This is a genomic window from Pseudomyxococcus flavus (genome assembly GCF_050038885.1).
GTDB lineage: Bacteria > Myxococcota > Myxococcia > Myxococcales > Myxococcaceae > Myxococcus > Myxococcus flavus.
The window spans coordinates 9,097,905-9,123,785 of record NZ_CP143624.1 but is presented as its reverse complement, the minus strand read 5'-3'; the positions used below and the strand labels follow the sequence as shown (position 1 = coordinate 9,123,785).

Genomic DNA, 25,881 nt, shown 5'->3' with positions numbered 1-25,881 from the left:
ACCGGAGGCTCGTGGCGGGCGGGATGCCCGCTGCGGGACGCCCCGGAGTTCCTTCCGTGACGCAGTGCTGGCCATCCCCCCGCCGGAGCGGGTAGACGCCTCCCTGGGTGCGCCCCGCTGCGAGTGGGCCGGGCGCCCGGCAACCTTCTGGGAGACGGGAACATGAGCATCGACCTCTACGGGCTGTCCCGCGTCGTTGGCGAGAAGGGCGTGCTGCCCCAGCGCGCGAAGCAACTGGACCCTTCGCTGCCGTGCCGCGAGTCCGAGCTGCTCATCGACGTGGAGAGCCTCAACATCGACGCCGCGTCCTTCAAGCAGATCAAGGGCGAGGTGGGCGGTGACGCGAAGCGCATCGGCGAGCGCATCCAGCAAATCGTCCGCGAGCGGGGGAAGATGCAGAACCCCGTCACCGGCTCGGGCGGCATGCTGATTGGCCGCGTGAAGGAGCTGGGCGCCAAGCACCCCGCGCGCGACGTGCTCAAGGTGGGCGACCGCATCGCGACGCTCGTGAGCCTCACGCTGACGCCGCTGGTCATCGAGGAGGTGAAGGCGGTGCACGCCGACATCGACCGGGTGGACATCCGCGGGCACGCGCTGCTGTTCGCCAGCGGCATCTACGCGAAGCTGCCGCCGGACATGCCGGACACGCTGGCGCTCGCGGCGCTCGACGTGTGTGGCGCGCCCGCGCTGGTGGCCCGCCACGTGCGGCCGGGCATGACGGTGGCGGTGCTGGGGGCGGGGAAGAGCGGGGCGCTGTGTCTGGCGCAGGCGCGGCGCAACCTGGAGAGCCGGGGCAAGCTGCTCGCGCTCGACGTGTCGCAGGGCGCGCTGGACCTGCTGTCGGGCATCGGCCTGTGCGACGTCGCGCTGAAGGTGGACGCCACGCAGGGCGTGGACGTGATGGAGGCGGTGAGCCGGGCGACGGACGGCCAGCTCTGCGACCTGGTGGTCAACTGCGCCAGCGTGGGCAACACGGAGATGGCCACCATCCTGTCGGTGAAGGACGGCGGCACGGCCATCTTCTTCTCCATGGCCACCAGCTTCACGGCGGCGGCGCTCGGCGCCGAGGGCGTGGGCAAGGACGTCACCATGGTGGTGGGCAACGGCTATGTGCCCGGCCACGCGGCGCTGACGCTCGACCTGCTGCGCACGGAGCCGGAGCTGCTCCAGCTCTTCGCCACCCGGTACGTGTAGCGCACGCACCGGGGCATGCTGCCTCACCGCGCGGAGGCGGAGGTCTCCGGCGCGGAGGGGGCCTCCGGGACGGGAGCGTGCGGCTCCTGCGTGCGGGCCCAGTCCTGGGCGCTGCGCCCGTTGCCGTCGCGCACGTCGGGCGACGCGCCCTGCTGGCGGAGCTGGTCCACCACCTCCTTGCGGCCGAAGAGGGACGCGAACATCAGCGCCGTCTGGCCGAAGCGGTTGCTCTGGTCCACCGCGCAGGGCTGCTGATTGAGCAACCCGACGATGTCCGCATAGCCCTTGAAGGCGGCGCCCATGAGCGCGGTGTTGCCGTTGTTGTCGCCCGCGCACGCATCCGCGCCCGCGGCCAGCAGCGCGCGCACCGTGTCGGTGTGTCCGTGGTACGCCGCGAGGATGAGCGGCGAGAAGCCGCGCGCATCCCGCGCCTCCACCGGCGTGCCCGCCTTGACGAGCCCCGTCACCAGGTCCGTCTCCCCGGCGCGCGCGGCGGCCAGCAGGTAGCGCTCCGCGTCGCTCGTGGCCAGCAGCCGCCCCTGCGGCGCGGGCGTGGTGCGCAGGGACATCCAGGCGGCCGTCAGCACGCCGCCGCCCAGCATCAACAGCGCCAGGGTACCCATCAGCAGTTTGCGAATCATGTGGGACTCCAGAAGCGAGGGGAGACTGCTCCCGCTGAGAGAAGACCGGGAGGCGACGGGCGGCGAGAGGGGGGATCAGCGCCGGGTCACGTCGCGCCTCGGTCTTCACCCAGGGAGAGCAGCGGAGGGCCGGGCCCCGGCGATGCTGCGCCAGGGCCCGGGACTGAGGGGACGTCAGCGGGCGGCGAGCGGGGCCACGGCGGCCTTGGCGTCATCCACCTTCACGTTCACCGCCTTCGCCAGGCGGGTGCCGTAGTCGGCGTTGGCCATGAAGAAGTGGCCCACCATGCGCGCCTTGATCTTCGGGTCGCGCACCTGGTTCAGGTCGGCCGCCAGGTTCTTGATGAGGCGCTCCTTCCCGCCCGCGTCGAGCGCGAGGTAGAAGGCGCCCGCCTGGGCGAAGTTGTCCGTCTTCTCGATGCCACGCTGCTGAGTGGTGCCGCTCAGCGGCAGGTTGGACAAGAGGTGCTGCGGCGCGTCCTGCGTCTCACGCGCGACGCTCGGCTCGTAGTTGACGTCCGACTTCGTGTTGGCGGAGTTCATGCTGCCCGCCTGGCTGTTGTTGTTCACCGCCGCGCGGGCGCGGTTGATGGGCAGCGACTGGTAGTTGGCGCCAATGCGGTAGCGCTGCGTGTCCGCGTAGGCGAACAGGCGCCCCTGCAGGAGGCGGTCCTCGGAGGGCTCGATGCCCGGGGGCTGCACGCCGGGGGAGAACGCGGACTGCTCGGTCTCCTCGAAGAAGTTGTCCGGCAGCTTGTTGAGCGTGAACTTGCCCAGCTTGATGGACGGCACCTGGGCCTCGGGCCAGATCTTCGTCGCGTCGAGCGGGTCGAAGCTGAACTTGTCCAGGTCCTTGGGGTCCAGCACCTGCACGCTCAGCTCCCACGAGGGGAACTTGCCGGCGCCGATGGACGCGTAGAGGTCCGTGGTGGCGTGCTGGTGGTCCTCGCCGACGACGCGGGCGGCCTCCTCGGCGGTGAGGCTCTTCACGCCCTGCTGCGAGGCCCAGTTGAACTTCACGTACTTGTACTCGCCCTTCGCGTTGACGAACTTGAAGGCGTGCACACCGTGCCCGTTCATCTGGCGGAAGTTCGCCGGGATGCCCAGGTCCGAGTACACCTGCGTGAGCATGTGCGTGGACTCGGGCTGGTGCGAGAAGAAGTCGAAGAAGCGGTGCGGGTCCTGCTTGTTGGTGATGGGCGACGGCTTCAGCGAGTGCACCATGTCCGGGAACTTCATGGCGTCGCGGATGAAGAAGACGGGCAGGTTGTTGCCCACCAGGTCCCAGTTGCCCTCGTCCGTATAGAACTTGAGCGCGAAGCCGCGCGGATCGCGCAGCGTCTCTGGCGAGCCGGACGGGTGGATGACCGTGGAGAAACGCACGAACATCGGCGTCTTCTTACCCTTGGACGAGAAGATGGACGCACGCGTCAGCTTCGAGAAGTCGCCGTAGCTCTCGAAGACACCATAGGCGCCGGCGCCGCGCGCGTGGACCACGCGCTCGGGAATCCGCTCGCGGTCGAAGCGGGCCAGCTTTTCAATGAGGTGGAAGTCCTCCAGGAGGATGCCTCCACGGGGGCCTGCCGTCTTGGAGTTCTGGTTGGTCCCCACGGGGGAACCGGTGTCCGTCGTCAGGGGCGGGGGCGTCGATGCCATGGCGGCCGGGCCGCCGAGGAGCATGGCCGAAAGCAGCAGGGAGCGGGTTTGCAAGGGGTTCTCCTGGGCTTGGGGGATGAAGCCATCCCTGCTTGAGCACGCCCCATGCCGGTTCTCGGTTCCCAATAATCCCGGTGGTTTGGGTGTTCTGTTGAGGAAGTGTCACCGAAAGGCCGGTGCCATCACCGCTTTTTCGGTGCCTCGTGGCACCGGCCCGTCGGTGTTGTGAACCCGAAACCGGTAATGCGGTGCGGCAACGTCATGCAGGGGTGCATCGGCGCTAGCGGCATCCGCGTTGGCGGGTAAGGTGCGCGCATGCCAGGCCCGTTCATTGAAGACGCGCGGATTGACCATGCGCGCAAGCTGGCGGACGAAATCGTCAACCCGATCTTCGACCTCATCCGCCGTAACACCACTGTATCGACCGAGCGCACCGTGTTGCGCTTCTTCGGCCTCTCGGGAGCCGGCGCGCGGGGCGTGCCGCTCGCCAACCTGATGGTGGACAAGCTGAAGGCCGCCGGGGTCCTCAACAAGGGGGCCGCCTACTGGTACGGCCGGGCGCTGCAGTTGGGAGCCAAGAGCCCGCTGGAGGCCGTGGAGCGGCTGACGGCGCTCCCGACGGAGAAGCTGGCCCCCCTGTCCCCCGAGCAGGAGCACAACCTCCGCGAGGAGGTCCGCGCGGAGGCCCGCGCCGCGCTCGACGACCTGAAGGCCCGTATCGCCCAGCGGGACGCGCTCCGCGAGCAGTTCCCCATGCCGCCCGCGCCCCACAAGTACGTCATCGTGGCCACGGGTAACATCTACGACGACGTGGATCAGGCGCGCGCCGCGGCCCAGGCGGGCGCGGACGTCATCGCCGTCATCCGCTCCACGGCGCAGTCCCTGCTGGACTACGTGCCCCATGGCGCGACGACGGAGGGCTACGGCGGCACCTACGCCACCCAGGAGAACTTCCGCATCATGCGCGAGGCCCTGGACGACGAGAGCCGCAAGCTCAAGCGCTACATCCAGCTGACCAACTACTCGTCCGGCCTCTGCATGTCGGAGATCGCCTTCTGCGCGGCCTACGAGAAGCTGGACATGCTGCTCAACGACGCGATGTACGGAATCCTCTTCCGTGACATCAACATGCGGCGCACGTTCATCGACCAGTACTTCAGCCGCCGCATCTGCGCCCTGGCCGGCATCATCATCAACACCGGCGAGGACAACTACATCACCACCGCCGACGCGTACGACGCGGCCCACACCGTCATCGCCAGCCAGTTCATCAACGAGGTCTTCGCCAAGCGCGCGGGCCTGAAGGACTGGCAGCTGGGCATCGGCCATGCGTACGAGATTGACCCGTACCGCGAGGACACGCTGCTGCTGGAGCTGTCCCAGGCGATGCTGGTGCGCCGCTGCTTCCCGAATGCGCCGCTGAAGTACATGCCGCCCACCAAGCACAAGGAGACGGACATCTTCTTCAGCCACGCGTACGACGTGATGGCGAACCTGGTGGCCATGTGGACGCGGCAGGGCATCCAGCTGCTGGGCATGATGACCGAGGCCATGCACACGCCGCTGCTGGCGGACCGCTACGTGGCGCTCAAGTCCGCGGCCTACATCCACCGCGCGGCGCGGGGCATCGACGAGGAGTTCACCGTCCGCGAGGACGGGAAGATCGCCAACCGGGCTCGCGAGGTGTTCGCCCGGGCGGAGCAGCTGCTCCAGGAGTGCCGCGACGAGGGCATGGTGACCGCCATTGGCCGGGGGCACTTCGGTGACGTGAAGCGCGAGGAGACCGGCGGTAAGGGCCTCGACGGCGTGCTGGAGAAGGCGCCGGACTATTTCAACCCGTTCCTGGAACTCCTGGAGGCGCAGTGATGCTCGGTTCAATCCTTGCCATGGTCCTTACCGCGGGCGGCTCCGCGGACGCGCTGGCGCAGGTCCAGGTGAAGAACCTGTCCATCCAGGTGCCCGCCTCCTGGAACCGCACCGAGCAGGAGGGGACCCAGAAGTTCATGGCCCCCAGCGGGGACGCCTACTTCCTGGTGGACGTGGGCACGGTGCAGACGGCCGGCATGAAGGCCCAGACGTGCGTGGACAAGATTGTCGCTTCCATTGGCGGCAAGGGCTGGGAGCGTCTGAAGGTGGGCGCCCATCCGGCGGCGAAGCGTCAGGAGACGGACGTAGCGCCAGACGGCAGCGGCGCGGTGGATTCCGTGACGTACGTTGGATGCGATGGAAAGACGACGTGGTCGGTCATCTTCTATCTGGAGCAGGCGAAGAAGGAGCGGTTCGCGCCGCTGGCCCAGAAGGTGGGCACCAGCGTCAAGATTCAGCGGGCCGGAGGGAAGTGAGCCGATGGTGAAGCCGAGCAAGCAGATCATCCGTCCCTACGGCGACCGGCGGGACGACGGCGTGGTGCAGCTGTCGTTCACCCTGCCGGTGCCGCTGTCCGAGAAGGCCAAGGAGGCCGCCGCCGTCTTCACGAAGAAGATGGGCTTCACCGACGTGAAGGTGGCCGCCGCCGAGCGCGCCGCGGACAGCTATACCTTCTTCATCGTCTACGCCCGGTCCAACGTCGCCCTGGACTACGCCGAGATCGACGTGCCCGAGGTCGTGGTCAAGAAGATGTCCTTCGATGACCTCAACGCCTTCATCAAGGAGAAGGTGAAGCGGCGCATCGTGGTGTTCGGCGCCTGCACGGGCACGGACACGCACACGGTGGGCATCGACGCCATCCTGAACATGAAGGGCTACGCGGGCGACTACGGCCTGGAGCGCTACCCCTGGTTCGAGGCCTTCAACCTGGGCAGCCAGGTCCCGAACGAGGAGCTCATCAGGAAGGCCATGGCGCGCAACGCGGATGCCATCCTGGTCAGCCAGGTCGTCACCCAGCGCGACGTGCACAAGGACAACTCGCGGCACTTCATCGAAGCGGCGAAGGCCGCCGGCATCCACGGGAAGGTCCAGCTGCTGCTGGGCGGCCCCCGCGTGGACCACAAGCTGGCGCTGGAGCTGGGCTTCGACGCCGGCTTCGGGCCCGGCACCAAGCCGTCCGACGTGGCCAACTACATCGTCCACGCGCTCCTCAAGAAGGAAGGCAAGGAGCCGAAGGACGCGCACTATCAGGGAGAGCCTCAGTGAGCACGGGAACGAAGGCGGTCATCCGGCTGCGCATGAGCAGCCACGACGCGCACTACGGCGGCAACCTGGTGGACGGCGCGCGCATGCTGGGGCTCTTTGGCGACGTGGCCACGGAGCTGTGCATCCGCAGTGACGGCGACGAGGGGCTGTTCCGCGCCTATGACTCGGTGGAGTTCCTGGCCCCGGTGTACGCGGGAGACTTCATCGAGGCGGAGGGCGAAATCGTCAGCGCGGGCAACACGTCGCGGAAGATGCGCTTCGAGGCCCGCAAGGTCATCAAGCCGCGTCCGGACGTGAATGACTCGGCGGCGGACGTCCTGGCGGAGCCGGTGGTGGTGTGCCGGGCCACGGGGACCTGTGTGGTGCCCAAGGACAAGCAGCGGGGGCAGAAATGAGCACGCCCATGGTCATCACCGCGGCCATGGTGGGCGCGGAGACGACGCGCGAGCAGACGCCACACCTGCCCATCACCGCGGAGGAGATTGCCGAGGATGCCGTGCGCTGCCGTGAGGCGGGCGCGGCGATGGTGCACCTGCATGTGCGCACGGCGGACGGCAAGCCTTCCCAGGACGCGGAGCTGTTCCGCGCGGCCATCCGCGCCATCCGCAAGCGCACGGACGTGCTCATCCAGACGTCCACGGGCGGCGCGGTGGGCATGACGGTGGACCAGCGCTGTGGGCCGCTGACGCTCACCGGCGAGGACCGGCCGGACATGGCCACCTTGACGACGGGCACGGTGAACTTCGGCGAGGAGGTCTTCTGGAATCCCCGGCCGCTCGTGCGTGACATCGCCAAGCGCATCCGCGCCGCCGGCCTGCGGCCGGAGCTGGAGTGCTTCGACGTGGGCATGATTGACGAGGCCCGCTACCTGGCGAAGGAAGGGCTGGTGGACCTGCCGGCGCACTTCGACTTCGTGCTCGGGGTGCCGGGCACCTTGCAGCCGCGCCCGGAGGTGCTGGACTTCATGATCGCCTCGCTGCCGGAGGGCTCCACCTGGACGGTGGCCGGCGTGGGGCGGCACCAGCTGGCCTACGTGGACGAGGCGGCGAAGCGGGGCGGCAACGCGCGCGTGGGCCTGGAGGACAACATCTACGTGTCCAAGGGCGTGCTCGCGAAGGGCAACTGGGAGCTCGTCGCCGAGGCGGCGAAGCGCGCGCGGGCTCACGGCCGCGAGCTGGCCACACCGGAGCAGGCGCGCAAGCTGTTGCGTCTGTCGTAGCAGTCTGGAGTGCTTTCGAAACGGCCGCCGCCCGAATCCTGTCGGGCGGCGCCCGTTGCCCGATTTTCGGCGAATGGCGGGAGCCTTTAAGGTTCGGCGGCAATGGAACCCTCGCCTACGCCGCCCGCGCGCATGTCGCAGGGCAAGAAGACCCTTATTGTCCTTTGCGTCGTGTCATTGGTCATTCCGCTCACCGCGGCGGTGACGGTGGGCAGCATGCCCATGGGCTGGATGTGGACCATGGACGTGGGACAGCTTCCAGAGCTGGCCGCCGTCCAGGCGCAGTTGTCGGCCCTGGACGCGTGCGAGATGGAATACGGGAGTCGAAAGAGTTCGAACAGGGCTCGCTGGACGGGCTCCACGTCGAGGGTCAAGGTCGTTCCCTGCGGGACCTTCTCCTCCTTGGGGATCTCCGTCCCGGTTCCGCCGGAGCTGCAGGCGAGCGATGTCACCTTCGACATGCGGCGCGGCTCCGTGAAAGCGCCCTGGAAGATCCTGGTCGTGAAGGAGGAGACCTCGTTCCCTGCGCTCAAGAAATCGCTCGAACAGCTCGCCCCCCACCTCCTCACGCAGTACCCCATCGAGCGTCAACGTGATGCCGACCTGGATGCGCAGTGGGCGCGTGAGCGTCAGGCGCGGAAGGACGCTGAACGCGCTCTCAAAGAGGAAGCGAAGGATTCTTATCCGGAGTGAATTTCGCGCCTTTTCCACGTGCCCCCTGTTCAGGGGTTTTCGGCGTGCGCGCGTTGCATTTAGGTTCGTGCCCCTATGAATTAAAGATCCACGCAGCCGACGCGGAAGTCCGGCAAGAGCGCGGTCCTCGTCCTGGCCGCGGTCGCGATGGTGGGCGGCGTGGCCGCGGCGACGTTCCTGCTGAACCAGAAGCCAATCGACATCGGGATGATTGGTAAGACCGACGTCGGAGGACTGCAGGCGTTGGCCGGCATCCAGGCGCAACTGCGTCCCTTGCGGACATGTGGCGTTCAGTACGGGGAGCGGGGAAGGCGAGGGAAGGTGGGGTCGCACACGCCCGTATGGGGCAGCGCGTGTGAGAATGACCGCTTCGCGGGAGCCCACATCCCCGTCCCCACCCCGGGTGCTTTCCGCTGGCCTTGGGGCATGGGGCGGGCTCTTGTCAGGAGCCGGGGCCTTTTCTCGTCGTGAGCCGCCGGGCGCCACCGGTGTGCCCGGGGCTCCGCGAAAGCGGCCCCGTGAAAGCACGACCGAGGAGAACACCCGGATGGACACGGAGCTGCAAGGCAGAGGCGTCCTGGTCACGGGCGGCGCTGGAGGCATCGGCACCGCCCTGGTCCACACCTTCGCGGAAGAAGGCGCGAAGGTTGCGGTGCACTACCACTCCAGTACCGAGAAGGCCCAGGCGCTGGCGCACGTGGTCGGCGGCGCCGCGGTGCGCGCGGACCTGACGGTGGAGGCCGACGTGGACGCGCTCATCCCCGCCGCGGTGGCCGCGCTGGGGCGGCTGGATGTGCTGGTGTGCAACGCGGGCGTCTGGCCCGCCCCGGATGAGCCCCTCTGGGAGATGTCGCTGACGCGCTGGCGCCGCACGCTGGCGGAGAACCTGGACAGCGTCTTCCTGTGCTGCCGCGCCTTCCTCCGGCACGTGGCCACCACGAAGACGGGCAACATCGTCATCATCAGCTCCACCGCGGGGCTGTTCGGTGAAGCAGGCCATGCCGACTACGCCGCCGCCAAGGGCGCGCTGGCGAGCGGCTTCCTCAAGAGCCTCAAGAACGAGCTGGGCCGCATCGCGCCCCTGGGCCGCGTCAACGTCGTGTGCCCGGGCTGGACGGCGGTGGACCGCAGCCGCGCCAAGCTGGCGCAGCCGGGCTTCGTCGAGCGCGTCACGCGGACGATGCCGCTGCGCAAGGTGGCCGAGCCCGTGGATGTGGCGCGCGTGGTGGTGTCGCTCGTGTCGGATCGAATCTCCGGACACGTGACGGGCGAGGTCGTCACGGTCGCCGGAGGCATGGAAGGAAGGGTGTTGCATGACGACTGAATGGGATGTGCGGACGTACAACCGTGAGGCCTGGAACCGGCAGGTGGCCGCCGGCAACAAGTGGACGCTCCCCGTCGGGCCGGAGGTCATCGCCGCCGCACGCAGGGGCGAGTGGAGCATTGTCCTCACCCCCACCAAGCCAGTCCCACGCGAGTGGTTCGGCGACGTGAAGGGCAAGGACATCCTGTGCCTTGCGGGCTCGGGTGGGCAGCAGGCTCCAGTGCTGGCCGCGGCGGGTGCCCGGGTGTCGGTGCTGGACAACTCACCCGCGCAGCTCGGCCAGGATCGCCTGGTGGCCGAGCGTGAGGGGCTGGAGCTCCGGCTGGTGGAGGGTGACATGCGCGACCTCTCCGCCTTCGACGACGAGAGCTTCGACCTCATCTTCCACCCGTGCTCCAACTGCTTCGTGGACGCGGTGCGCCCCGTGTGGCGTGAGGCGGCGCGCGTGCTGCGCCCGGGCGGCGTGCTGCTGTCCGGCTTCACCAACCCCGTGAACTTCCTGTTCGACCTGGGCCTGGAGAAACAGGGCATCTTCACGCTGAAGTACCGGATGCCCTATTCGGACTTCACCAGCCTGTCCGACGAGGAGCGCCGCCGCTTCACGGACGTGGGTGAGCCCCTCTGCGTGGGGCACTCCCTGGAGGACCAGATTGGCGGGCAGGTGGACGCGGGGCTCGCCATCGTCGGCTTCTTCGAGGACTCGTCCGGTCCGGAGGACGCGCTGTCGCGCTACTACAGCGGCTACATCGCCACCCGCGCAATGAAGCTGCCGACGCGGTAGAGCGTGGGGGAGGGGAGCAGGCGCGTAAAGGCATCCGCTTCGGCGGATTTAACCTTTCGCGCCACCCGGGGTTTTTCAGGGCAAGAGGCGACGGGAAAGGCCGGTTCCCGAAGCCTCAGTCACTCTGAGGAGCCCACCACGATGAAGCTCATGACTGCCCTTCGTTCCGCTGCCGTTGCCTCGCTGTTCATCGCCGCGCCCGTGCTGGCCCAGACGGCGGCGCCTGCTCCCGCCAATCCGCCGGCGGCCGACGGCACGCTCCATGACGGGCACCACCGTCACAAGGGCAAGAAGCACAAGCACAAGATGGCCCGCCTGGAGCACCGGATGGACAAGGCCGTGGCCAAGGGGAAGCTGACCCAGGCGCAGGCCGACCAGTTCAAGGCAGAGGGCCGGCAGCTGCGCGAGGAGCTCAAGGCGCAGCGTGAGGCCGCGGGCGGTGCGCTCACCGACGCCCAGAAGGAAGAGGCCCGCGCGAAGATGCGTGCCTTCCGCGAGAAGGTGAAGCAGGCCATCCAGGCGAACGCGTCCCAGAAGACCTAGCGCTCACGGCACGCACGGTGCCCGCGGCGCCGGCGTGGCACCATCGCGAGACATGGCGGCGGGTGGGGCGGCTGGCGCAGAATGGGTGGACCTGACGTTCTGGACGAGGTCCCTCATGCGCGTGTCCCTGGTATTGACGTTCGCCATTCTCCTGATTGGGTGCGGAGCGCACTCGGGGCGTGCCAGAGCGCAGGACGGCGCGGCCGTGCCGGATGACGCGGAGTTGCTCCGGGTCCAATCGCGAGCGCGGACCATCTACGACACGGTGCGTGCCGCCAGCTTCGCCACCGACTCGTTGCGCCTCCAGGACGGCGTGGAGGCTGACCGGGGGGAGTGGTTCTTCACCGTGCCGCTCGAGGACGGCTGGTACTCGCTCTTCGGCGAGTTGGATGACGCGGGGACCTTCACCCCGGCGTATGCCTTCAAGGCGCCGCTTGAAGATGCAGAGCAGTTGGAGCCGCTTGCGCTCGACGCGCTCCCTCAGGACTTCAGTCCCCTGGCCCGCGCCGTCCAGACATCGATGCTGGCGAGCGTGGAGGCCTTCAAGCGGGACACCATCAGCCCCGTCGTGGTCCTGGAGGATGATGGCGACATCACCGTGTACGTGCTCCAGGGCTCGGTGGACCCGGTGCGCTACTACCTCGGCGGTGACATGCGCTTCCGCTACGGGCCGGATGGGCGCACGCAGCGGGAGGCGGTGAAGCTGCATCAGAGTATTTTCAACATCAGCCTGGCACCCGGGAAGGACGGGGCGCTGTACCAGGGGTCGGCTCACGACCACGTCCTGTTCGCAGGACCGCTGGAGACGGAGCTGGCGATGGTGATGCTCTATCCGGAGCTGGGGATGGTCGCGGTGATTCACTCCTCGCGCGCCATTGCGTATGTCCTCATGCCCAGCGGGGCCATCCGGGTGCTGACGGAGGCGCCCGCTCAGCGGCGGGTGTTGCAACCGGATGGGACGTTTGCCCCGCTCGAGACGGACACGGAGGCCGCGCCACCCGCCCCGTCCGGGCAGGTGGACCTGTAGGGGAGGGCGGGCTCAGGCGCTCAGGCGCTCCGCCCAGGCGAAGTAGGCGCCGCGTGGATCCTCGAAGGGGTCCTTGAACAACGCCTGCACCTCTGCCTTCGCCACCTGGCCCGCGTCGAAGGCCTGGTAGAGCTGATCTCCGAGCAGATAGCCCAGGGCGTGACTGACGCCATGGAACAGGCGGTCCTTGCGCAGGGGGAGCAGCTTCACCGCCTCCTCCGGGGCCTCCGACTCCGTGGCCTTGTGCGCCAGGACGAAGGCGGCGATCTGCCGTTCCACGCCTCGACTCTCACCGAAGCGCTTCGCCCACTCGGCGACGCCCAGGCACGTGCGCCGGGGGTTCACCAGCTTCGAGCCGAAGAAGCCCAGCGCCTCTTCCAGGCAGCGCGCGTAGAAGGCCTCCGACGCGCCACGGGGCGCGTCCATGGCGTCACCCACCGCGCAGTGCCGGACGAAGTGGGCCGCTTCCTCCGCCGCGTGGTTCAGCGACAGCGACGCCAGGTAGGCCATCCGCGCGCGGGGGATGTAGCTGCTCTCGCGCGAGAGGATGTGCCGGCGGAGCTGCGACAGCTCGGTCTGGGTGAAGCGCCCCCGCCGCTGGATGCGCGCCAGGACATCGCCGTCCGCCGCGGTGACCACGTCCACCGTGTCCAGGGCCCGTCCCACGGGCACCCCGGCGAGGCGGCCGATGAGCGCGGACATCTCCCGGAAGCGCTCCGCGGCGCCGCGGTCCAGCAGGGGCGCGTCGCCTGCCTCGGCCTCGAGGTAGTCCAGGAAGCTCTGCTGGCACACGACGGGCGAGGCGTTCATCAGGCACAGGGCGCCGTCGGCCAGCTCCACCGCCTCCACGGCGCCCACGCGGCCCTCGCGCGCCAGCCGCCACCAGACGCCTTCGGCGTTCTGGTACACGACGAGCCCCTTGCGCGTCTCCGCGCCCAGCGCCCGCTCCACCTGGGCTGGAAGGTGGCACGGCGCCACGTGGTACTGGCCCACCAGCACCATGACGAGCGGCCGGTCCGGCGCGCGAGCGGCGCGGGCGATGCGCTCGGCCGCGTACGCGTCCCGGAGCGCCAGCGAGCGCTCGCCCTGGGCCCGGCGGTCGATGCCCACCACCTCGAGCTTGTGCTTGCGCGCGAAGGCGAGCAGGGCCCGGGTGCCACTTCCGGACGCGTGGCCCAGCTTCGCCAGCAAGGAGCGCTCCGAGACGCGGCCCGCGCGCCAGGCGTCCACGATGGCCTGGTGGCGACCTTCCACGCACTCGAGCGCCATGACGACGCGGCGGCCCGAAGCCAGCGCGCGCTCCACGAGCGCGAGGTACGTCTCCTGCGCGAGCGGGAGCGTGTGGTAGTCGCCGACGTAGACCACGTCCGCCGCCTGCACCTGCTGGTACACGGCGGGCAGCGTGGTGACGCTCCGATAGGCCGCGGTGCGCCGCCGGAAGCGGGCCTCGTAGGCTCGGAAGGATGCCGTCTGTCCGTCGACCACTCGGGCGATCTGCGCGCGCTGGCGTCGGAACAGGGCGAGGTGCAAGGCGAGCGAATCGCGCATGGAGTGCGGCGATCCCTCGCACGGCACCGCGGGCCCGGCAAAAAAACGGCGCGCCCGTGCGTCGGGTACGTTCCTTGACGGCACAGGGAGGGCAATGGACCATGACCCTCAGCCTTGAAGACCGCACACGCTCGCGCGACCCTTCTCAGCCTGGTCCTCATCCTGGCGGTGCCCGGCCGCGCCGAGGAACCGGGGCTGCTGCATTCCCCTCCGGAGCGCGCCGAGCCGCGCGTCGCGCTTCAGCTCGACGGGACGCTGGTGGAAGGCCGCCGCGTGCTCGAGCTGTACGTCCGCTACCGTGGCCCGGGTGAGCCCTATGCCCGCCGGCCCATGGAGCGCCAGTACGGAGACCTGTACCGCGCCGTGATTCCCGCCGAGCACGTGGTGCCGCCGGGCATCGAGTACTACGTCGAGGGCCTCACCGCGGATGGTGAGCGCATCCCGCTCTTCCAGTCCGCCACGAGGCCCGCCCGGGTGCTCGTCGGCGGCGAGACCCCGGCCAGTGCCTCCATCGTGCGCGCCACGCCGCCGGAACGCCGTCCCGGCCGAACCCCGCGCGGCTCGACGCCGCAGCGCACGCCCCGCACGCCGCCACCGCCCGAGCACACCCGCACCCAGGCGCCGGCGCCGGTCTCCGATGCCCCTCGGCAGCAGGATGACTCCATGGCCGCGCTCACCGCGGACCTTCCGCCGGATGCGGCCTCAGAGCCCATGGCGCCCAGCCGCGCGTCGCGTGACACCCCGCCCACCGGCGCGACGTCCTCGCGCGAGCCCGCGCCGGCCCGCTCGGAGCTGGAGGAGGACCTGGCCCTCTACAGCGCGGAGGACACGCTGGCGCTGGCCACGCGCCACGAGGCGACGGTGCGGACCGTGCCCGCCATCGGTGCCTCGTTCGGCCGGCAGCAGCTGCGCTCGCTGGGCGCGCGCACCGTGGCGGACGTCCTGGACGTGGTGCCCGGCCTGTCCGTCAGCCGGGACGTGCAGGGCTTCCACCGCACCGCCATCCGGGGCCTGCGCAACGACGCGGAGGTGCTCTTCCTCCTCAATGGCCACCGCCTCAACAACTTCTTCGACGGCAAGGCGTTGATGAACCTGCCCGTGGAGAACCTGGAGCGCGTGGAGGTCATCCGGGGACCGGGCTCCGCGCTCCATGGCGCGGGCGCCTTCCTGGGCGTGGTCAACATCGTCACCGACCGGACGGACGGCGTCCGCACGTCCGTGTCCGTCGGCGGCTACCCCGAGCAGGATGACCGGCTCGCCGTCACCGGGAACGGCCATCTCTCGATGGGGCACACCGCCGGGGACCTGCGCGTCTTCGCGGACGTGGACGTGTGGAGCCAGGCGGGTGACTCCACCGTCATCGAGAACGACGGGCTCGACGACGAGTCCATCTCCCAGGGCCTGCGCGATGTGGCGGACCCGGCCGGGCGCACGCGTGACGAGCGCTTCCTCTTCAACGCGGGCGCGGGCGCCAGCTACGCCATGGGCAGCGCGGGCCGGCTGGGCGCGTCGGCGCGCTTCCTCACCGAGCGGCGCAGCGCCCTGGTGGGCCTGTTCGACACGGTGGGCGAGGACTCGGAGCTGGGCTGGAACGTCTTCCTCGCGGACCTGACCTGGGAGCGCTCCTTTGGACCCGACGTGACGCTGCGCGCGCGGGCCGCGTATGACCAGCAGTCCACCGACCGCTTCTTCCAGATTACGCCCCATGCGTTCAGCACCGGCACGGGGGCGAACCGGCTCTTCGAGGAGGGGATGCAGGAGCAGACGCAGGTCTCCGTGCGCTCGCTCACCGGCAGCGTGGACGCGGACATCGCCCTGGGCGCCAACAACCGCCTGTCCCTCGGCGCGGTGGTGGAGCAGCAGACGCTGGGCACCTACGAGTACGAGACGAACTACACGCTGGACGCGCAGGTCCGTCCGGAGGGGCTGGCGCGGCCCGAGGGACTGGGGGACCTGGTGGGAGGGCCCGCCGCCCGCCGCCTCAACGTGGGGCTCTTCGCGCAGGACCAGTGGACCGTCGTCAACGCGCTGACGCTCACCTTCGGCGTGCGCATGGACGCCACGCAGCTGCCCACCGTGGATGCGTCCGGCGCCATCGACGGCACCCGCTTCGTGACCACGTTCAACCCCCGCGTGGGCCTGGTGTTCGCGGCCACCGATGCGCTGGTGCTCAAGGCCCTGTATGGCCGCGCCTTCCGCGCCCCCACGCTGCAGGAGCTGGTCGAGCGCATTCCGGACACGGAGTACAACCAGGGCCGCTTCGAGGGGAACCCGCGCCTCCAGCCGGCCACGGTGGACACCTTCGAGCTGGGCGCGGACCTCGTCCAGGCGGCCGGTGACGCCCGCGTGCGGCTGCGCGCCAACGCCTATGTCGCGCTCTTCGGCTCGCCCATCGTCCCCGTGGACACGTCGGGCAACATCGTCCCGCTGCGCAACCGCGAGCTGGGCGTGCGCGTGTACGGCGTGGAGGGCGAGGCCCGGCTGGAGGCCTCCAAGCGCGCGTATGCGTGGCTCAACGCGAGCATCTCCCGCGCGGAGGACCTGGAGCTGCCCGCCCAGTCCCGGCTGCTCACCGACGTGCCGCAGGCGCGCTTCAACGCGGGCGTGTCCATGCCCATTGGCGCGTATGTGAACTTCGACGTGGTGGTGCGCACGGGCGCCGAGCGGCGCAACAACAGCCGGTCCGTGCTGGAGCTCATCCGCCGCTACAAGATTCCGTCGTACAGCCTCATCACCGCGCAGCTGCGCACCGAGCCCATCCTGGACCACTTCGAGGTGGCCCTGGTGGCGCACAACCTGTTCGACAACGACCTTCGCGATGACGTGCCCCGCCCGGACCGCGTGCCCGGGCTGCTGCCGCGCGAGGGCATGTCCGGATACCTCACCGTGAGGGCCCAGTACTGATGCCGCGCTCCCGCTCCGTCTTCGCCGCGCTCGCCATCGCCGTGGGGGCCCTCCACGGTGGCTGCATCGAGTACAACGACGCGTGCCAGCCCCTGGTCGAGGACCCCGACGCCATCGTGGGCTACCTGGGCCACGAGGTGTTCCTCGACAAGGTGTTCACGCGGCATGACAACAACGCGCTGGCGCAGCTCGTCGCCGATGCCTTCCTCCACGCGGAGGATGACTCCACGCGCCCCGCGCAGCTGGGCGTGGTGAATGGAGGCTCGCTGCGCCAGGAGGGCCTCTGCGTCACGCGCACCTCGCTGCGCAAGGGGCCGCTCACCGACGGCGTGCTGCACGAGCTCATCCTCTTCGAGAACCTGGTGGTGACGGTGGACCTCACCGAGAAGGAGCTCGTGGACATGATGGAGCTGTCCGTGGGCGCGCTGTACCTGGAAGGGCAGAGCATCGCCTCGCCCTCCGGGGCCTTCCTGCACGTGTCCGAGGGCAGCTCGCTGCGCGTGGATTGCTCCAGGCCCCGCGGCGCACGCGTGCGGGAATTGACGGTGGCCGGCAGAGCCGTGCCGCTGCCCCCGCGCGAGGACGCCTCCATCCGCTACCGCGTGGCCATGAACGCGTACATCCTCGATGGAGGCGACGGCTACGGCGCGGTGCTGGGAAACGCGGGGAAGGACCCGGACCGCAACCCGGTGCAGGCGCGGAAGCTGGGGGGCACGGACGCCAACATCACCTCGGCGTACATGAAGGCGAAGCACCCCACGCCCGTGCAGGCACTCATGGAGGAGCAGCGGGTCGTCTTCGAGAACTGCGCGCTGCCCGCGAGGCCCGCGGGCAGGTGAGGGCGGGCGCCGGGAGCGAGGCCCGGCACCGGAGGACTACTTGGGCTCGTCCGAGGACGGAGCCGCCGCCACGGCCGGAACAGGCTGGGCGGGCGCGGGCGCCGCGGCAGGACGCGGCGGCGGGCTGAGGACGTCGTTCACCGAGGGCATCTTCCGGATGTCCCCACGCGCGACCTTCCACGCCTGCTGGACGATCCACGAGAGCGAGCGGTCCTGCCGCGTCGCCTCACGCTGGATTTCCTCCAGCATGTCCTCGGGGAAATAGAGACTCTGCTTGCGATGGTCCGTCGTAGCCATCCGTCGTTACTCCTCCCGAGGATCCTGGCGCTCGTCGCCAGTCACATCGTTGACGGCGGGGAACGACTTGATGCGCTCGCGGGCGATCTTCCACGCCTGCTGCACGACCCACGAAAGGGAGCGGTCCTGGCGGGTCGCCTCTTCCTGGATTTCCTTCAGCATCTCCTCGGGGAAGTACAGCGACTGCTTGCGCTTGTCGGTGCCTGCCATACTTGGGTCTCCGGGGCGGATTCGGGGTGACGACCTGAACACACCTGGGCCGTTATCCGACAGACTCCCAAGAGGGTCAACGGTTTCCAAGGACTCATTCCGCGGTCGCACGGTCCGTTCCCAGGCTCGTCCAGTTGCACGTAAGCTGTGCAATCGGGCGCGAAAAAGGAAACGCCCCGGACTCCACGAGGAAGTCCGGGGCGCTTCGGAAAGAGGGACCGCCAGGAGCAAAACTCCAGGCGGACCCGTGGACCCAGAGGGGGAGGGGGGGGACCCCTAGGTCCAACAGCTCAAAAATCGACCGTCTCCAGAACAACGTGTGCGGCCGCGTGTATTTCCGCTACCGCTTCCACGCCGATTCGATGTTGTGACGATCATAAGAATCAGCCCCCCTGCCTTCAACCGCACGCGCTCCTGTAACCCGCTCACACGACACTCCATTCCACCGCGGTCCGATGCCCCGTCACGATTCCGCCACGCAGCTGCTGACGTCGACGCTTCGCGCGGCGTACACCCGTCTGGGCCTGGAGGGAGGTTCGGTGCTGCTCGCCGTGTCGGGCGGCGCGGATTCGACGGCGCTCCTGCTGGGCACCGCTCGGGTGGCGGGAGCGCTGCGGCTGCGCGTGGAGGTGGCCACGCTGGACCACGGCCTGCGTCCCGAGTGCGCTGACGAGACGCGCTCGGTTGCCCGCCTGGCGGCCGTGCATGGGTTGCCCTGCCACGTCCGCGCGCTGCACCTGCGCCCCGGGGCGGGGGTCGAGGCCCGTGCGCGGGAGGCGCGATATGGCGCCCTGGAGGCGCTTCGGCGCGAGCGGGGGCTCGGGGCGGTGGCCACCGCGCACACCGCCTCCGACCAGGCGGAGACGCTCCTCATGCGACTGGCGCGAGGCACCGCGCTGCGCGGGGCCGTGGGCATCCATGAGGCTCGGCCGGGGCTGGTGCGGCCACTGCTCGAGCGCACTCGCGCCGAAGTGCTGGCCTTCCTCGAGGAGCAGGGTGTCGGCTACGCGACAGACCCCATGAATGCCGACCCTGTTCACTTCCGGACGCGCGTGCGCCTGGACGTGCTGCCGGCCCTCTCGCGCGCTGCGGGCTTCGCGGTGGAGCCGCACCTGGCCGCCTTCGCGCGCCTCGCCGCGGAGGACGAGGCCCTGCTGCGCGCCATGGCGGACGCGGCCTACGCGCGGCTGCGCCTGGAGGATGGCGCCCTGGATGCCGTGGGCGTGCGGGCGCTGGAGCCCGCGCTGCGGCGGCGCGTGCTCGCCCGGCTGGTGGCGGAGGTGGACGCGGCGGTGGATGAAGCCACCCTGGCACGTGTGCTGCGCGCGGTGGAGCAGGGCGGCACGGCCACGCTGGGGCGGGGCTACCTGCTGCGTGCGACGAGCGGCCGGGTGCGCTGCGTGCGGCAGGCCTCCCCGCGGCCCTCCGCCGAGCTGCGCCTGGAGCGCGAGGGCGCGCAGGGGACGCTCGCCGGCACGGGGTGGGAGTTTTCCGTCGCGTCCACGCCTCCGCCGCCAGGCATCCTCGGGCTGGCGCTCGGGGCCGGGACGCGCTGGCCGCTGACCGTGCGGACGCGCCGTCCCGGGGACCGGGTTCGCACCGCCGGGGGACAACGAAAGCTCCAGGACGTGTTGGTTGATTTTCGGGTGCCCGCGGAAGTGCGGGCCTCGCGGCCGGTGGTGGTGGATGCCGAGGGCCAGGTGTTGTGGCTTCCGGGCCTCTGGCCACCGGCGGTTTCTCCAGGGGCTTCCAGAGCGTTCCTCTGGGCGTTTCCCCCCGGTTCGAGCATTCAGCGGACCGCGGCGTTATAGAGTGGCAGAGTCGCAGTACGGGGGATGGGCGCGGCCCCCTAAATAGTTGAGGGCTTTTTGCTGTTGCTGATACGGTCCGACGCTGGGTAGCTCGCCTGGTGTCGGCCAAGTGATGGATAAAGCTGGGGTTCTTCCTGGCGCGGCCCTCATCCCGCCGAGTTCCGAAAGGGCAGCTGACACGTGCGTTCGACTTACAAGACCATCGGGCTCTGGGTCATCCTGATCGTCCTCTTCGTCGCCTTCTACAACTTCTTCTCCCAGGGCAACGACCAGGTCCAGGAACCGTCCTTCACCCAGTTGCTGACGAAGGTGGAGGAGAAGAAGGTCAAGGAGGTGGCCGTCAAGGGCAACACCTACTCCGGCAAGTTCACCGACACCTCGGAGAAGTTCCGGACGACGGGCCCGGCGCCGGATGCGGCGATGCTGAACCAGCTCCGCAACAACGGCGTCGACGTGAAGTACGAGCGGGAGGAGCAGAACAGCCTCTGGCTGACCATCCTCGGTCAGTGGATGCCGGTCGTCTTCCTCTTCCTGTTCTTCATCTTCTTCATGCGCCAGCTGCAGGGTGGCAGCGGCAAGGCGATGACCTTCGGCAAGTCGAAGGCGAAGCTCCTCAGCGAGAGCCACAACAAGGTCACCTTCGCGGACGTGGCCGGCGTGGACGAGTGCAAGGAGGAGCTGGAGGAGATCGTCGCCTTCCTCAAGGACCCGAAGAAGTTCACCAAGCTGGGCGGCCGCATCCCCAAGGGCGTGCTGATGATGGGCCCGCCGGGCACGGGCAAGACGCTGCTCGCCCGCGCGGTGGCCGGCGAGGCCGGCGTGCCGTTCTTCTCCATCTCCGGCTCGGACTTCGTGGAGATGTTCGTGGGCGTCGGCGCCAGCCGCGTCCGTGACCTGTTCGAGCAGGGCAAGAAGAACGCCCCCTGCATCATCTTCATCGACGAGATCGACGCCGTGGGCCGCCACCGTGGCGCGGGCCTGGGCGGCGGTCACGACGAGCGCGAGCAGACGCTCAACCAGCTCCTGGTGGAGATGGACGGCTTCGAGTCCAACGACGGCGTCATCCTGATTGCCGCCACCAACCGTCCGGACGTGCTGGACCCCGCGCTGCAGCGTCCCGGCCGCTTCGACCGCCGCATCGTGGTGCCGCGTCCCGACCTGAAGGGCCGCCTGGGCGTGCTGAAGGTGCACACCCGCCGCGTGCCGCTGGCGCCGGAGGTGGACCTGGAGGTCATCGCCCGCGGTACGCCGGGCATGACGGGCGCGGACATCGAGAACCTCGTCAACGAGTCGGCGCTGATGGCCGCGCGGCAGAACAAGGAGCGCGTGGACCTGAGCGACTTCGAGGCCGCCAAGGACAAGGTGTTCATGGGCCCCGAGCGGCGCTCCATGATCATGACCGAGAAGGAGAAGCGGAACACCGCCGTCCACGAGGCGGGCCACGCGCTGCTGGCCAAGCTGCTGCCGGGCTGCGACCCCCTCCACAAGGTCACCATCATCCCGCGCGGCCAGGCCCTGGGCGTCACCTGGAGCCTGCCCACCGAGGACAAGGTCAACGGCTACAAGAAGCAGATGCTCGACCAGATCTCCATGGCCATGGGCGGCCGCATCGCCGAAGAGCTCATGTTCAACGAGATGAGCAGCGGCGCCGCCAACGACATCGAGCGGGCCACCGAGACGGCGCGCGCCATGGTGTGCCGCTGGGGCATGAGCGAGAAGATGGGCCCGCTGGCGTTCGGCAAGAGCGACGGCGAGGTGTTCCTGGGCCGCGACTTCAACTCGTCCAAGGACTACTCCGAGGACACCGCCCGGCAGATCGACGCCGAGGTCCGCGGCATCGTCGTGGGCTGCTACGAGCGCGGCAAGCAGCTGCTGACGGAGAACATCGACGCCCTGCGCCGCGTGTCCGACGCGCTGGTGGAGTACGAGACGCTGGATGCCGAGGACGTCAACATCCTCCTCCAGGGTGGCCAGCTCACCCGTGAGCGTCCGCCCCCGCGCGTGAATGCGCCCCCGAAGGCGACGGAGAAGAAGGACAAGCGGAAGATTCTCGACGCGCTCGAGAGCCTGCCGGCGATGGAGCCGAAGAAGGCCTGAGGCCGGCACCGCGGCTGAGCTGAAATGAAGAAGGCCCTTCCCGCTGCTGCTGGGAAGGGCCTTCTGCTTTGCGGGGCAGCGCGGCCCGGGCTTACGGGTAGCGCACGGGGAGGGGCGCCTCGGGCAGCGGGATGAACTCCGTCTCCTCGGGGACGCGGGCGAAGCGCTGGGCCTGCCAGTCCGCCTTGGCCTGCTCCAGACGCTCCTTCGAGCTGGAGACGAAGTTCCAGAAGATGTAGCGCGGCCCGTCCATGGGCTCGCCGCCGAGCGCGAGCAGCCGCGCCGCCGCGGTGGCGTGGACGGTGACGGCCTTGCCCGGACGGAAGACGAGCAGCTCGCCCGGCTGGAAGGCGACGCCGTCCACCTCCACCGTGCCCTCGACGAGGTACAGCGCGCGCTCCTCGTGCTCGGCCGGAATCACGAAGCGCGCGTCCGCCTGAAGGGCCACGTCGGCGTAGAACATGTCCGACAGCGTCTGCACCGGCGAGCGCTGCCCGTGCATGGCGCCGGTGATGAGGCGCAGCTGCACGCCTTCACCCTCGTGGAAGGGCATCTGCTCCGCGGGGTGGTGGACGAACGTCGGCGCCGTCTCTTCGTAGCGCTTGGGCAGCGCCACCCAGGCCTGCATGCCGAACAGCCGGCTGCCCGCGGCGCGCGGGCCGGGGCCGGTGCGCTCCGAGTGGACGATGCCGCTGCCCGCCGTCATCCAGTTCACCGCGCCGGGACGGATGGGCTGCACCGTACCGAGGCTGTCCCGGTGCAGCACCTCGCCGTCGAAGAGGTAGGTGACGGTGGCCAGGCCGATGTGCGGGTGGGGCCGCACATCCAGCCCGTTGCCGGGCGCGAAGCCGGCGGGGCCCATCTGGTCGAGGAAGATGAAGGGTCCCACCATCCGGCGGCGGGCCGAGGGCAGCGCACGCCGCACCTCGAACCCGTCGCCCAGGTCCCGCGAGGGCGCGACGATGAGTGTTTCCATCGAAGGAGGAAGCTGCTCCGCGTTCATGTCATCCCGGCTCATGGTCGTGCTCTCTCTCGTACGGCGGTTCAGGTCAGGCCAGGTCGAACAGCAGCGCTTCCATGGGCTCGGTCGCGGACAGCACCAGCTGCGACTCCTCCGTCACCGCCACGCCGTCGCCCGCCTTCACCTCCACGCCGTTGAACGTGCCCTTGCCGCGCGCCACCTGGAGCCAGGCGTGGCGGCCTGGCGCCAGCGTGTACGACGCCTGCTCGCCCTTGCCCAGCAGCGTCGCGTGAAGCAGGACGTCCTGGTGCACGGTGAGACTTCCGTCACGGGCGTCCGGGCTGGCCACCACGCGCCAGCGGCCCTGGCGCTCGGCCTCCGGGAAGGCCTTCTGCTCGTAGCTGGGCGTCAGGCCCCGGCGGTCCGGGATGATCCAGATCTGCAGGAAGTGCAGGTTCTCGTCCGCGCCATTCATCTCACTGTGCAGCACGCCGGTGCCGGCCGTCATCCGCTGGACCTCTCCGGCGCGCAGCAGGCCGGTGCCGCCCGTGCTGTCGTGGTGGGCAATGGCCCCGCTGAGGGGATAGGTGATGATTTCCATGTCCCGGTGCGGGTGCGTGTCGAAGCCCTCGTGCGGCGCGACGCGGTCCTCATTGATGACGCGCAGGGCGCGGAAGCCCATGAAGTCCGGGTCGTAGTAGCTCGCGAACGAGAAGGTGTGATGGGAGTCCAGCCAGCCGTGGTTGGCGTGACCGCGAGCTTCGGAGGGGCGAATGGCAATCATGACGTTCCTTTCCGCGGCAGCGCCTGGATGGCGGCCGCTGTTTCGAGAAGCATGATGTGCCCGAGGCCCGTTCGGGACTAGGCGTGGACAATGGGATGCATCGTTCCATGGGTGGAACAACGCTGGTCGTCACCCGGAGAGCGGCCAGTGCTCGCGCAGGCACTCCACGAAGGCCATCACCTTGGGGGAGTGGTGTCGCGTGCTCGGGTAGACGGCATGCACGGGGGCACCCGTGGAGCTCCAGTCCGGGAGGATGCGCTGCAGGCGCCCGGCGGCCAGCTCCGAGGTGAAGTGGAGGTTGGGCAGCAGGGCGATGCCGCTCCCTGCCCGCGCCACCGCGTAGAGCATGTCCGGCTCGTTCACCACGAGCCGCGCCGGCACCTTGACGTCGACCGAGCGGCCCCCCGAGGTGAGCGTCCAGACGTTGTTCTCCAGGCCGGAGCCGAAGAGGAGGCAGTCGTGCTTCTCCAGGTCCTTGGGCGTCTTCGGCGTGCCCCGCGCCTTGAGGTAGCTGGGCGCCGCGATGACGACGCGCTCCACGCTCCCCAGCCGCCGGGCCATGAGGGACGAGTCCGCCAGCCGTCCGGCGCGCACCGCCACGTCGAAGCCCTCCGCCATCAGGTCCACGTTGCGGTCGGTGCACACCAGCTCGAGCTGCACCTCCGGGTACTGCTTGAGGAAGGTGGAGACCAGCGGCCCGATGAAGCTGAAGGTGAGCGGCGTCGTCACGCGTAGCAGGCCATGGGGGGCGGCCTGCATCCGCGTCACCGCCAGCTCGGCCAGCTCCGCCTCGGCGACGATGCGCGCGCAGTGCTCGTAGTAGGTCCGGCCGACCTCCGTCAGCCGGAGCTTGCGGGTGGTGCGTTGCAGCAGCTGCGCGCCCACGCGCGTCTCCAGCTCCGACACCTTCCGGCTCACGGTGGACTTGGGCATCCGCAGCCCGCGTGCCGCGACGGTGAAGCTGCCGGCCTGCACCACGCGGGCGAAGATGAGCAGCTCGTTGAGGTCCATGTCGCGTCCTTCCCGGGGCGTTGTTCCATGGGTGGAACAGTTCTTCCAGTCTGGCCCATCTAATCAAGCCCGGGGGTGCCCGCTACCTTCCTCCTCGTCGAACACACCGCTTCACCGAAAAGGAAGGCACGACATGGCCACCACGACCTGGAACATCGATACCACCCACTCCGGCATCCACTTCTCCGTCCGTCACATGGTCATCGCGAAGGTGCGCGGCAGCTTCCGCAAGTTCAGCGGCGCGGTGTCGCTGGACGAGCAGGACGTCACGAGCTCCTCCGTCGCCGTCACCATCGAGACCGGCAGCATCGACACCGGCGTCGAGCAGCGCGACAACCACCTGCGCTCGCCGGACTTCTTCGACGTGGAGAAGTTCCCCAGCATCCGCTTCAAGAGCACGAAGGTGGAGAAGACCTCCGGCAACGGGCTGAAGGTGACGGGCGACCTGACCATCCGTGACATCACCCGCGAGGTGGTGCTCGAGGCCGAGCAGCTTGGCGTGGGCAAGGACCCCTGGGGCAACGTGAAGGCCGCGTTCGAGGCGAAGACGTCGGTGGACCGCCGCGACTTCGGTCTGACGTGGAACCAGGCGCTGGAGACCGGCGGCGTGCTCGTGGGCGAGAAGATTGAAATCGCCCTCGAGGTCCAGGCCGTGAAGGCGCAGGCCGAGCAGGCTGCCTGAGCTGTCCACGAGGACCCTTCCGGAGGCGCCAGCACCGGGCCTCCGGTCCACCTCTCTCCACGCCTTCCCCCGAGCTTGTGATGCCCCTCTCCAGCCAGACCGAGAAGCCCGGAGCGTTTCGTCAGGTCCTCCAGACCGGCACCCATACCTTGCACGCGGATGTGGCCCCCGCCCTGGGCGGAGCGGACTCCGCGCCCGGCCCCCACGACTACTTCGACGCCGCGCTGGCGGCCTGCAAGGCGCTGACGGCGTCGTGGTACGCGAAGCGCCACGGGCTGGCCCTGGAGCGCGTGGAGACGCAGGTCGAGCGGGATGACTCGCGCGAGCGGCAGGGCACCTACGGGCTGAAGGTGAAGCTGGCGTTTCACGGGGCGCTGTCCCCCGAGGACACGCAGCGGCTGTACAACGCCGTCGCGCAGTGCCCCATTCACAAGCTGATGACGACGTCGACGGTGGAGATTGTGACGGAGCCGCTCGAAGGCTGAGCCCCCGGACCGGCGCCGGGGCGGTAGGGTAGGGAGGTGCGT

25 protein-coding genes are annotated in these 25,881 nt (G+C 69.4%); 17 read left to right on the top strand and 8 right to left on the bottom strand.

The features are described 5' to 3' along the window. The first annotated feature begins 162 nt into the window (after positions 1–162). Positions 163–1,194 (top strand): L-erythro-3,5-diaminohexanoate dehydrogenase, encoded by a 1,032-nt coding sequence (locus tag VZL07_RS37615; protein WP_426752791.1) that lies wholly within the window; start codon positions 163–165, stop codon positions 1,192–1,194. Between the two features lie 23 nt (positions 1,195–1,217). Here VZL07_RS37615 and VZL07_RS37610 read toward each other — a convergent pair whose 3' ends face one another. Beyond that, the gene (locus VZL07_RS37610; RefSeq protein ID WP_426752790.1) at positions 1,218–1,835 is read right to left on the bottom strand and encodes an ankyrin repeat domain-containing protein; all 618 of its coding nucleotides are present in this window, start codon (positions 1,833–1,835) and stop codon (positions 1,218–1,220) included. Between the two features lie 174 nt (positions 1,836–2,009). Further along, the gene (locus tag VZL07_RS37605; protein ID WP_426752789.1) at positions 2,010–3,545 is read right to left on the bottom strand and encodes a catalase; all 1,536 of its coding nucleotides are present in this window, start codon (positions 3,543–3,545) and stop codon (positions 2,010–2,012) included. 261 nt (positions 3,546–3,806) lie between these two features. Here VZL07_RS37605 and VZL07_RS37600 point away from each other — a divergent pair, with 261 nt between their 5' ends. The 10 genes from VZL07_RS37600 to VZL07_RS37555 all read left to right on the top strand — a co-directional run bounded on the left by VZL07_RS37600 (position 3,807) and on the right by VZL07_RS37555 (position 12,210). Then, positions 3,807–5,357: a lysine 5,6-aminomutase subunit alpha gene (locus VZL07_RS37600; RefSeq protein WP_426752788.1), complete on the top strand. Its 1,551-nt coding sequence runs from the start codon at positions 3,807–3,809 to the stop codon at positions 5,355–5,357. Then, positions 5,354–5,833 (top strand): hypothetical protein, encoded by a 480-nt coding sequence (locus VZL07_RS37595; protein WP_426752787.1) that lies wholly within the window; start codon positions 5,354–5,356, stop codon positions 5,831–5,833. The genes VZL07_RS37600 and VZL07_RS37595 overlap by 4 nt, the downstream gene beginning before the upstream one ends. Before the next feature lie 4 nt (positions 5,834–5,837). Then, positions 5,838–6,623 carry an OAM dimerization domain-containing protein gene (locus VZL07_RS37590; protein ID WP_426752786.1) on the top strand — a complete coding sequence of 262 codons (786 nt, stop codon included), beginning with the start codon at positions 5,838–5,840 and terminating at the stop codon, positions 6,621–6,623. Further along, positions 6,620–7,018: a hotdog domain-containing protein gene (locus VZL07_RS37585; protein ID WP_426752785.1), complete on the top strand. Its 399-nt coding sequence runs from the start codon at positions 6,620–6,622 to the stop codon at positions 7,016–7,018. The genes VZL07_RS37590 and VZL07_RS37585 overlap by 4 nt, the downstream gene beginning before the upstream one ends. Continuing rightward, entirely contained in the window at positions 7,015–7,842 is an 828-nt protein-coding gene (locus VZL07_RS37580) for a 3-keto-5-aminohexanoate cleavage protein (protein WP_426752784.1), read from the top strand. The genes VZL07_RS37585 and VZL07_RS37580 overlap by 4 nt, the downstream gene beginning before the upstream one ends. Before the next feature lie 102 nt (positions 7,843–7,944). Then, complete coding sequence (locus tag VZL07_RS37575) at positions 7,945–8,535, top strand: hypothetical protein (RefSeq protein ID WP_426752783.1); 591 nt, start codon at positions 7,945–7,947, stop codon at positions 8,533–8,535. A gap of 547 nt (positions 8,536–9,082) precedes the next feature. After that, positions 9,083–9,859, top strand: a complete 777-nt coding sequence (locus tag VZL07_RS37570) for an SDR family NAD(P)-dependent oxidoreductase (protein ID WP_426752782.1) — start codon at positions 9,083–9,085, stop codon at positions 9,857–9,859. Then, positions 9,849–10,640, top strand: coding sequence for a class I SAM-dependent methyltransferase (locus VZL07_RS37565; RefSeq protein ID WP_426752781.1), 792 nt, complete (start codon positions 9,849–9,851; stop codon positions 10,638–10,640). Before VZL07_RS37570 ends, VZL07_RS37565 begins: the two co-directional genes overlap by 11 nt. Before the next feature lie 141 nt (positions 10,641–10,781). After that, complete coding sequence (locus VZL07_RS37560) at positions 10,782–11,183, top strand: hypothetical protein (protein WP_426752780.1); 402 nt, start codon at positions 10,782–10,784, stop codon at positions 11,181–11,183. Positions 11,184–11,298: 115 nt separating this feature from the next. Further along, complete coding sequence (locus tag VZL07_RS37555) at positions 11,299–12,210, top strand: hypothetical protein (protein WP_426752779.1); 912 nt, start codon at positions 11,299–11,301, stop codon at positions 12,208–12,210. 12 nt (positions 12,211–12,222) lie between these two features. On the opposite strand, the gene VZL07_RS37550 is transcribed toward VZL07_RS37555, so the two are convergent. Next, a complete protein-coding gene (locus VZL07_RS37550) occupies positions 12,223–13,758 on the bottom strand; it encodes a ChaN family lipoprotein (RefSeq protein ID WP_426752778.1) in 1,536 nt (511 codons plus the stop codon). Positions 13,759–13,872: 114 nt separating this feature from the next. Here VZL07_RS37550 and VZL07_RS37545 point away from each other — a divergent pair, with 114 nt between their 5' ends. Both VZL07_RS37545 and VZL07_RS37540 read left to right on the top strand, forming a co-directional pair. Next, positions 13,873–16,662: a TonB-dependent receptor domain-containing protein gene (locus VZL07_RS37545; protein ID WP_426752777.1), complete on the top strand. Its 2,790-nt coding sequence runs from the start codon at positions 13,873–13,875 to the stop codon at positions 16,660–16,662. After that, positions 16,662–17,501 carry a 5'-nucleotidase C-terminal domain-containing protein gene (locus VZL07_RS37540; RefSeq protein WP_426752776.1) on the top strand — a complete coding sequence of 280 codons (840 nt, stop codon included), beginning with the start codon at positions 16,662–16,664 and terminating at the stop codon, positions 17,499–17,501. The genes VZL07_RS37545 and VZL07_RS37540 overlap by 1 nt, the downstream gene beginning before the upstream one ends. 36 nt (positions 17,502–17,537) lie before the next feature. On the opposite strand, the gene VZL07_RS37535 is transcribed toward VZL07_RS37540, so the two are convergent. Both VZL07_RS37535 and VZL07_RS37530 read right to left on the bottom strand, forming a co-directional pair. Further along, complete coding sequence (locus VZL07_RS37535) at positions 17,538–17,798, bottom strand: TIGR04563 family protein (RefSeq protein WP_426752775.1); 261 nt, start codon at positions 17,796–17,798, stop codon at positions 17,538–17,540. A 6-nt stretch (positions 17,799–17,804) separates the two neighbouring features. Next, positions 17,805–18,008: a TIGR04563 family protein gene (locus VZL07_RS37530; protein WP_002638649.1), complete on the bottom strand. Its 204-nt coding sequence runs from the start codon at positions 18,006–18,008 to the stop codon at positions 17,805–17,807. A 455-nt stretch (positions 18,009–18,463) separates the two neighbouring features. Between VZL07_RS37530 and tilS the strand changes: the two genes are divergently transcribed. Both tilS and ftsH read left to right on the top strand, forming a co-directional pair. Further along, positions 18,464–19,819 carry a tRNA lysidine(34) synthetase TilS gene (gene tilS / locus VZL07_RS37525; protein ID WP_426752773.1) on the top strand — a complete coding sequence of 452 codons (1,356 nt, stop codon included), beginning with the start codon at positions 18,464–18,466 and terminating at the stop codon, positions 19,817–19,819. A gap of 180 nt (positions 19,820–19,999) precedes the next feature. Further along, positions 20,000–21,916: an ATP-dependent zinc metalloprotease FtsH gene (gene ftsH / locus VZL07_RS37520; protein WP_426752772.1), complete on the top strand. Its 1,917-nt coding sequence runs from the start codon at positions 20,000–20,002 to the stop codon at positions 21,914–21,916. A 91-nt stretch (positions 21,917–22,007) separates the two neighbouring features. Here the strand turns inward: ftsH and VZL07_RS37515 are convergent, their stop codons facing one another. The 3 genes from VZL07_RS37515 to VZL07_RS37505 form a co-directional block, all read right to left on the bottom strand. After that, the gene (locus VZL07_RS37515; RefSeq protein ID WP_426752771.1) at positions 22,008–22,934 is read right to left on the bottom strand and encodes a pirin family protein; all 927 of its coding nucleotides are present in this window, start codon (positions 22,932–22,934) and stop codon (positions 22,008–22,010) included. Between the two features lie 31 nt (positions 22,935–22,965). Next, positions 22,966–23,661 carry a pirin family protein gene (locus VZL07_RS37510; RefSeq protein ID WP_426752770.1) on the bottom strand — a complete coding sequence of 232 codons (696 nt, stop codon included), beginning with the start codon at positions 23,659–23,661 and terminating at the stop codon, positions 22,966–22,968. 129 nt (positions 23,662–23,790) lie between these two features. Continuing rightward, positions 23,791–24,672, bottom strand: coding sequence for a LysR family transcriptional regulator (locus VZL07_RS37505; RefSeq protein WP_426752769.1), 882 nt, complete (start codon positions 24,670–24,672; stop codon positions 23,791–23,793). Between the two features lie 133 nt (positions 24,673–24,805). Here VZL07_RS37505 and VZL07_RS37500 point away from each other — a divergent pair, with 133 nt between their 5' ends. Together VZL07_RS37500 and VZL07_RS37495 are read left to right on the top strand one after the other, a co-directional pair. After that, a complete protein-coding gene (locus tag VZL07_RS37500; protein ID WP_426752768.1) occupies positions 24,806–25,354 on the top strand; it encodes a YceI family protein in 549 nt (182 codons plus the stop codon). Between the two features lie 80 nt (positions 25,355–25,434). After that, positions 25,435–25,839 (top strand): OsmC family protein, encoded by a 405-nt coding sequence (locus VZL07_RS37495; protein ID WP_426752767.1) that lies wholly within the window; start codon positions 25,435–25,437, stop codon positions 25,837–25,839. The last annotated feature ends 42 nt before the right edge of the window (positions 25,840–25,881 follow it).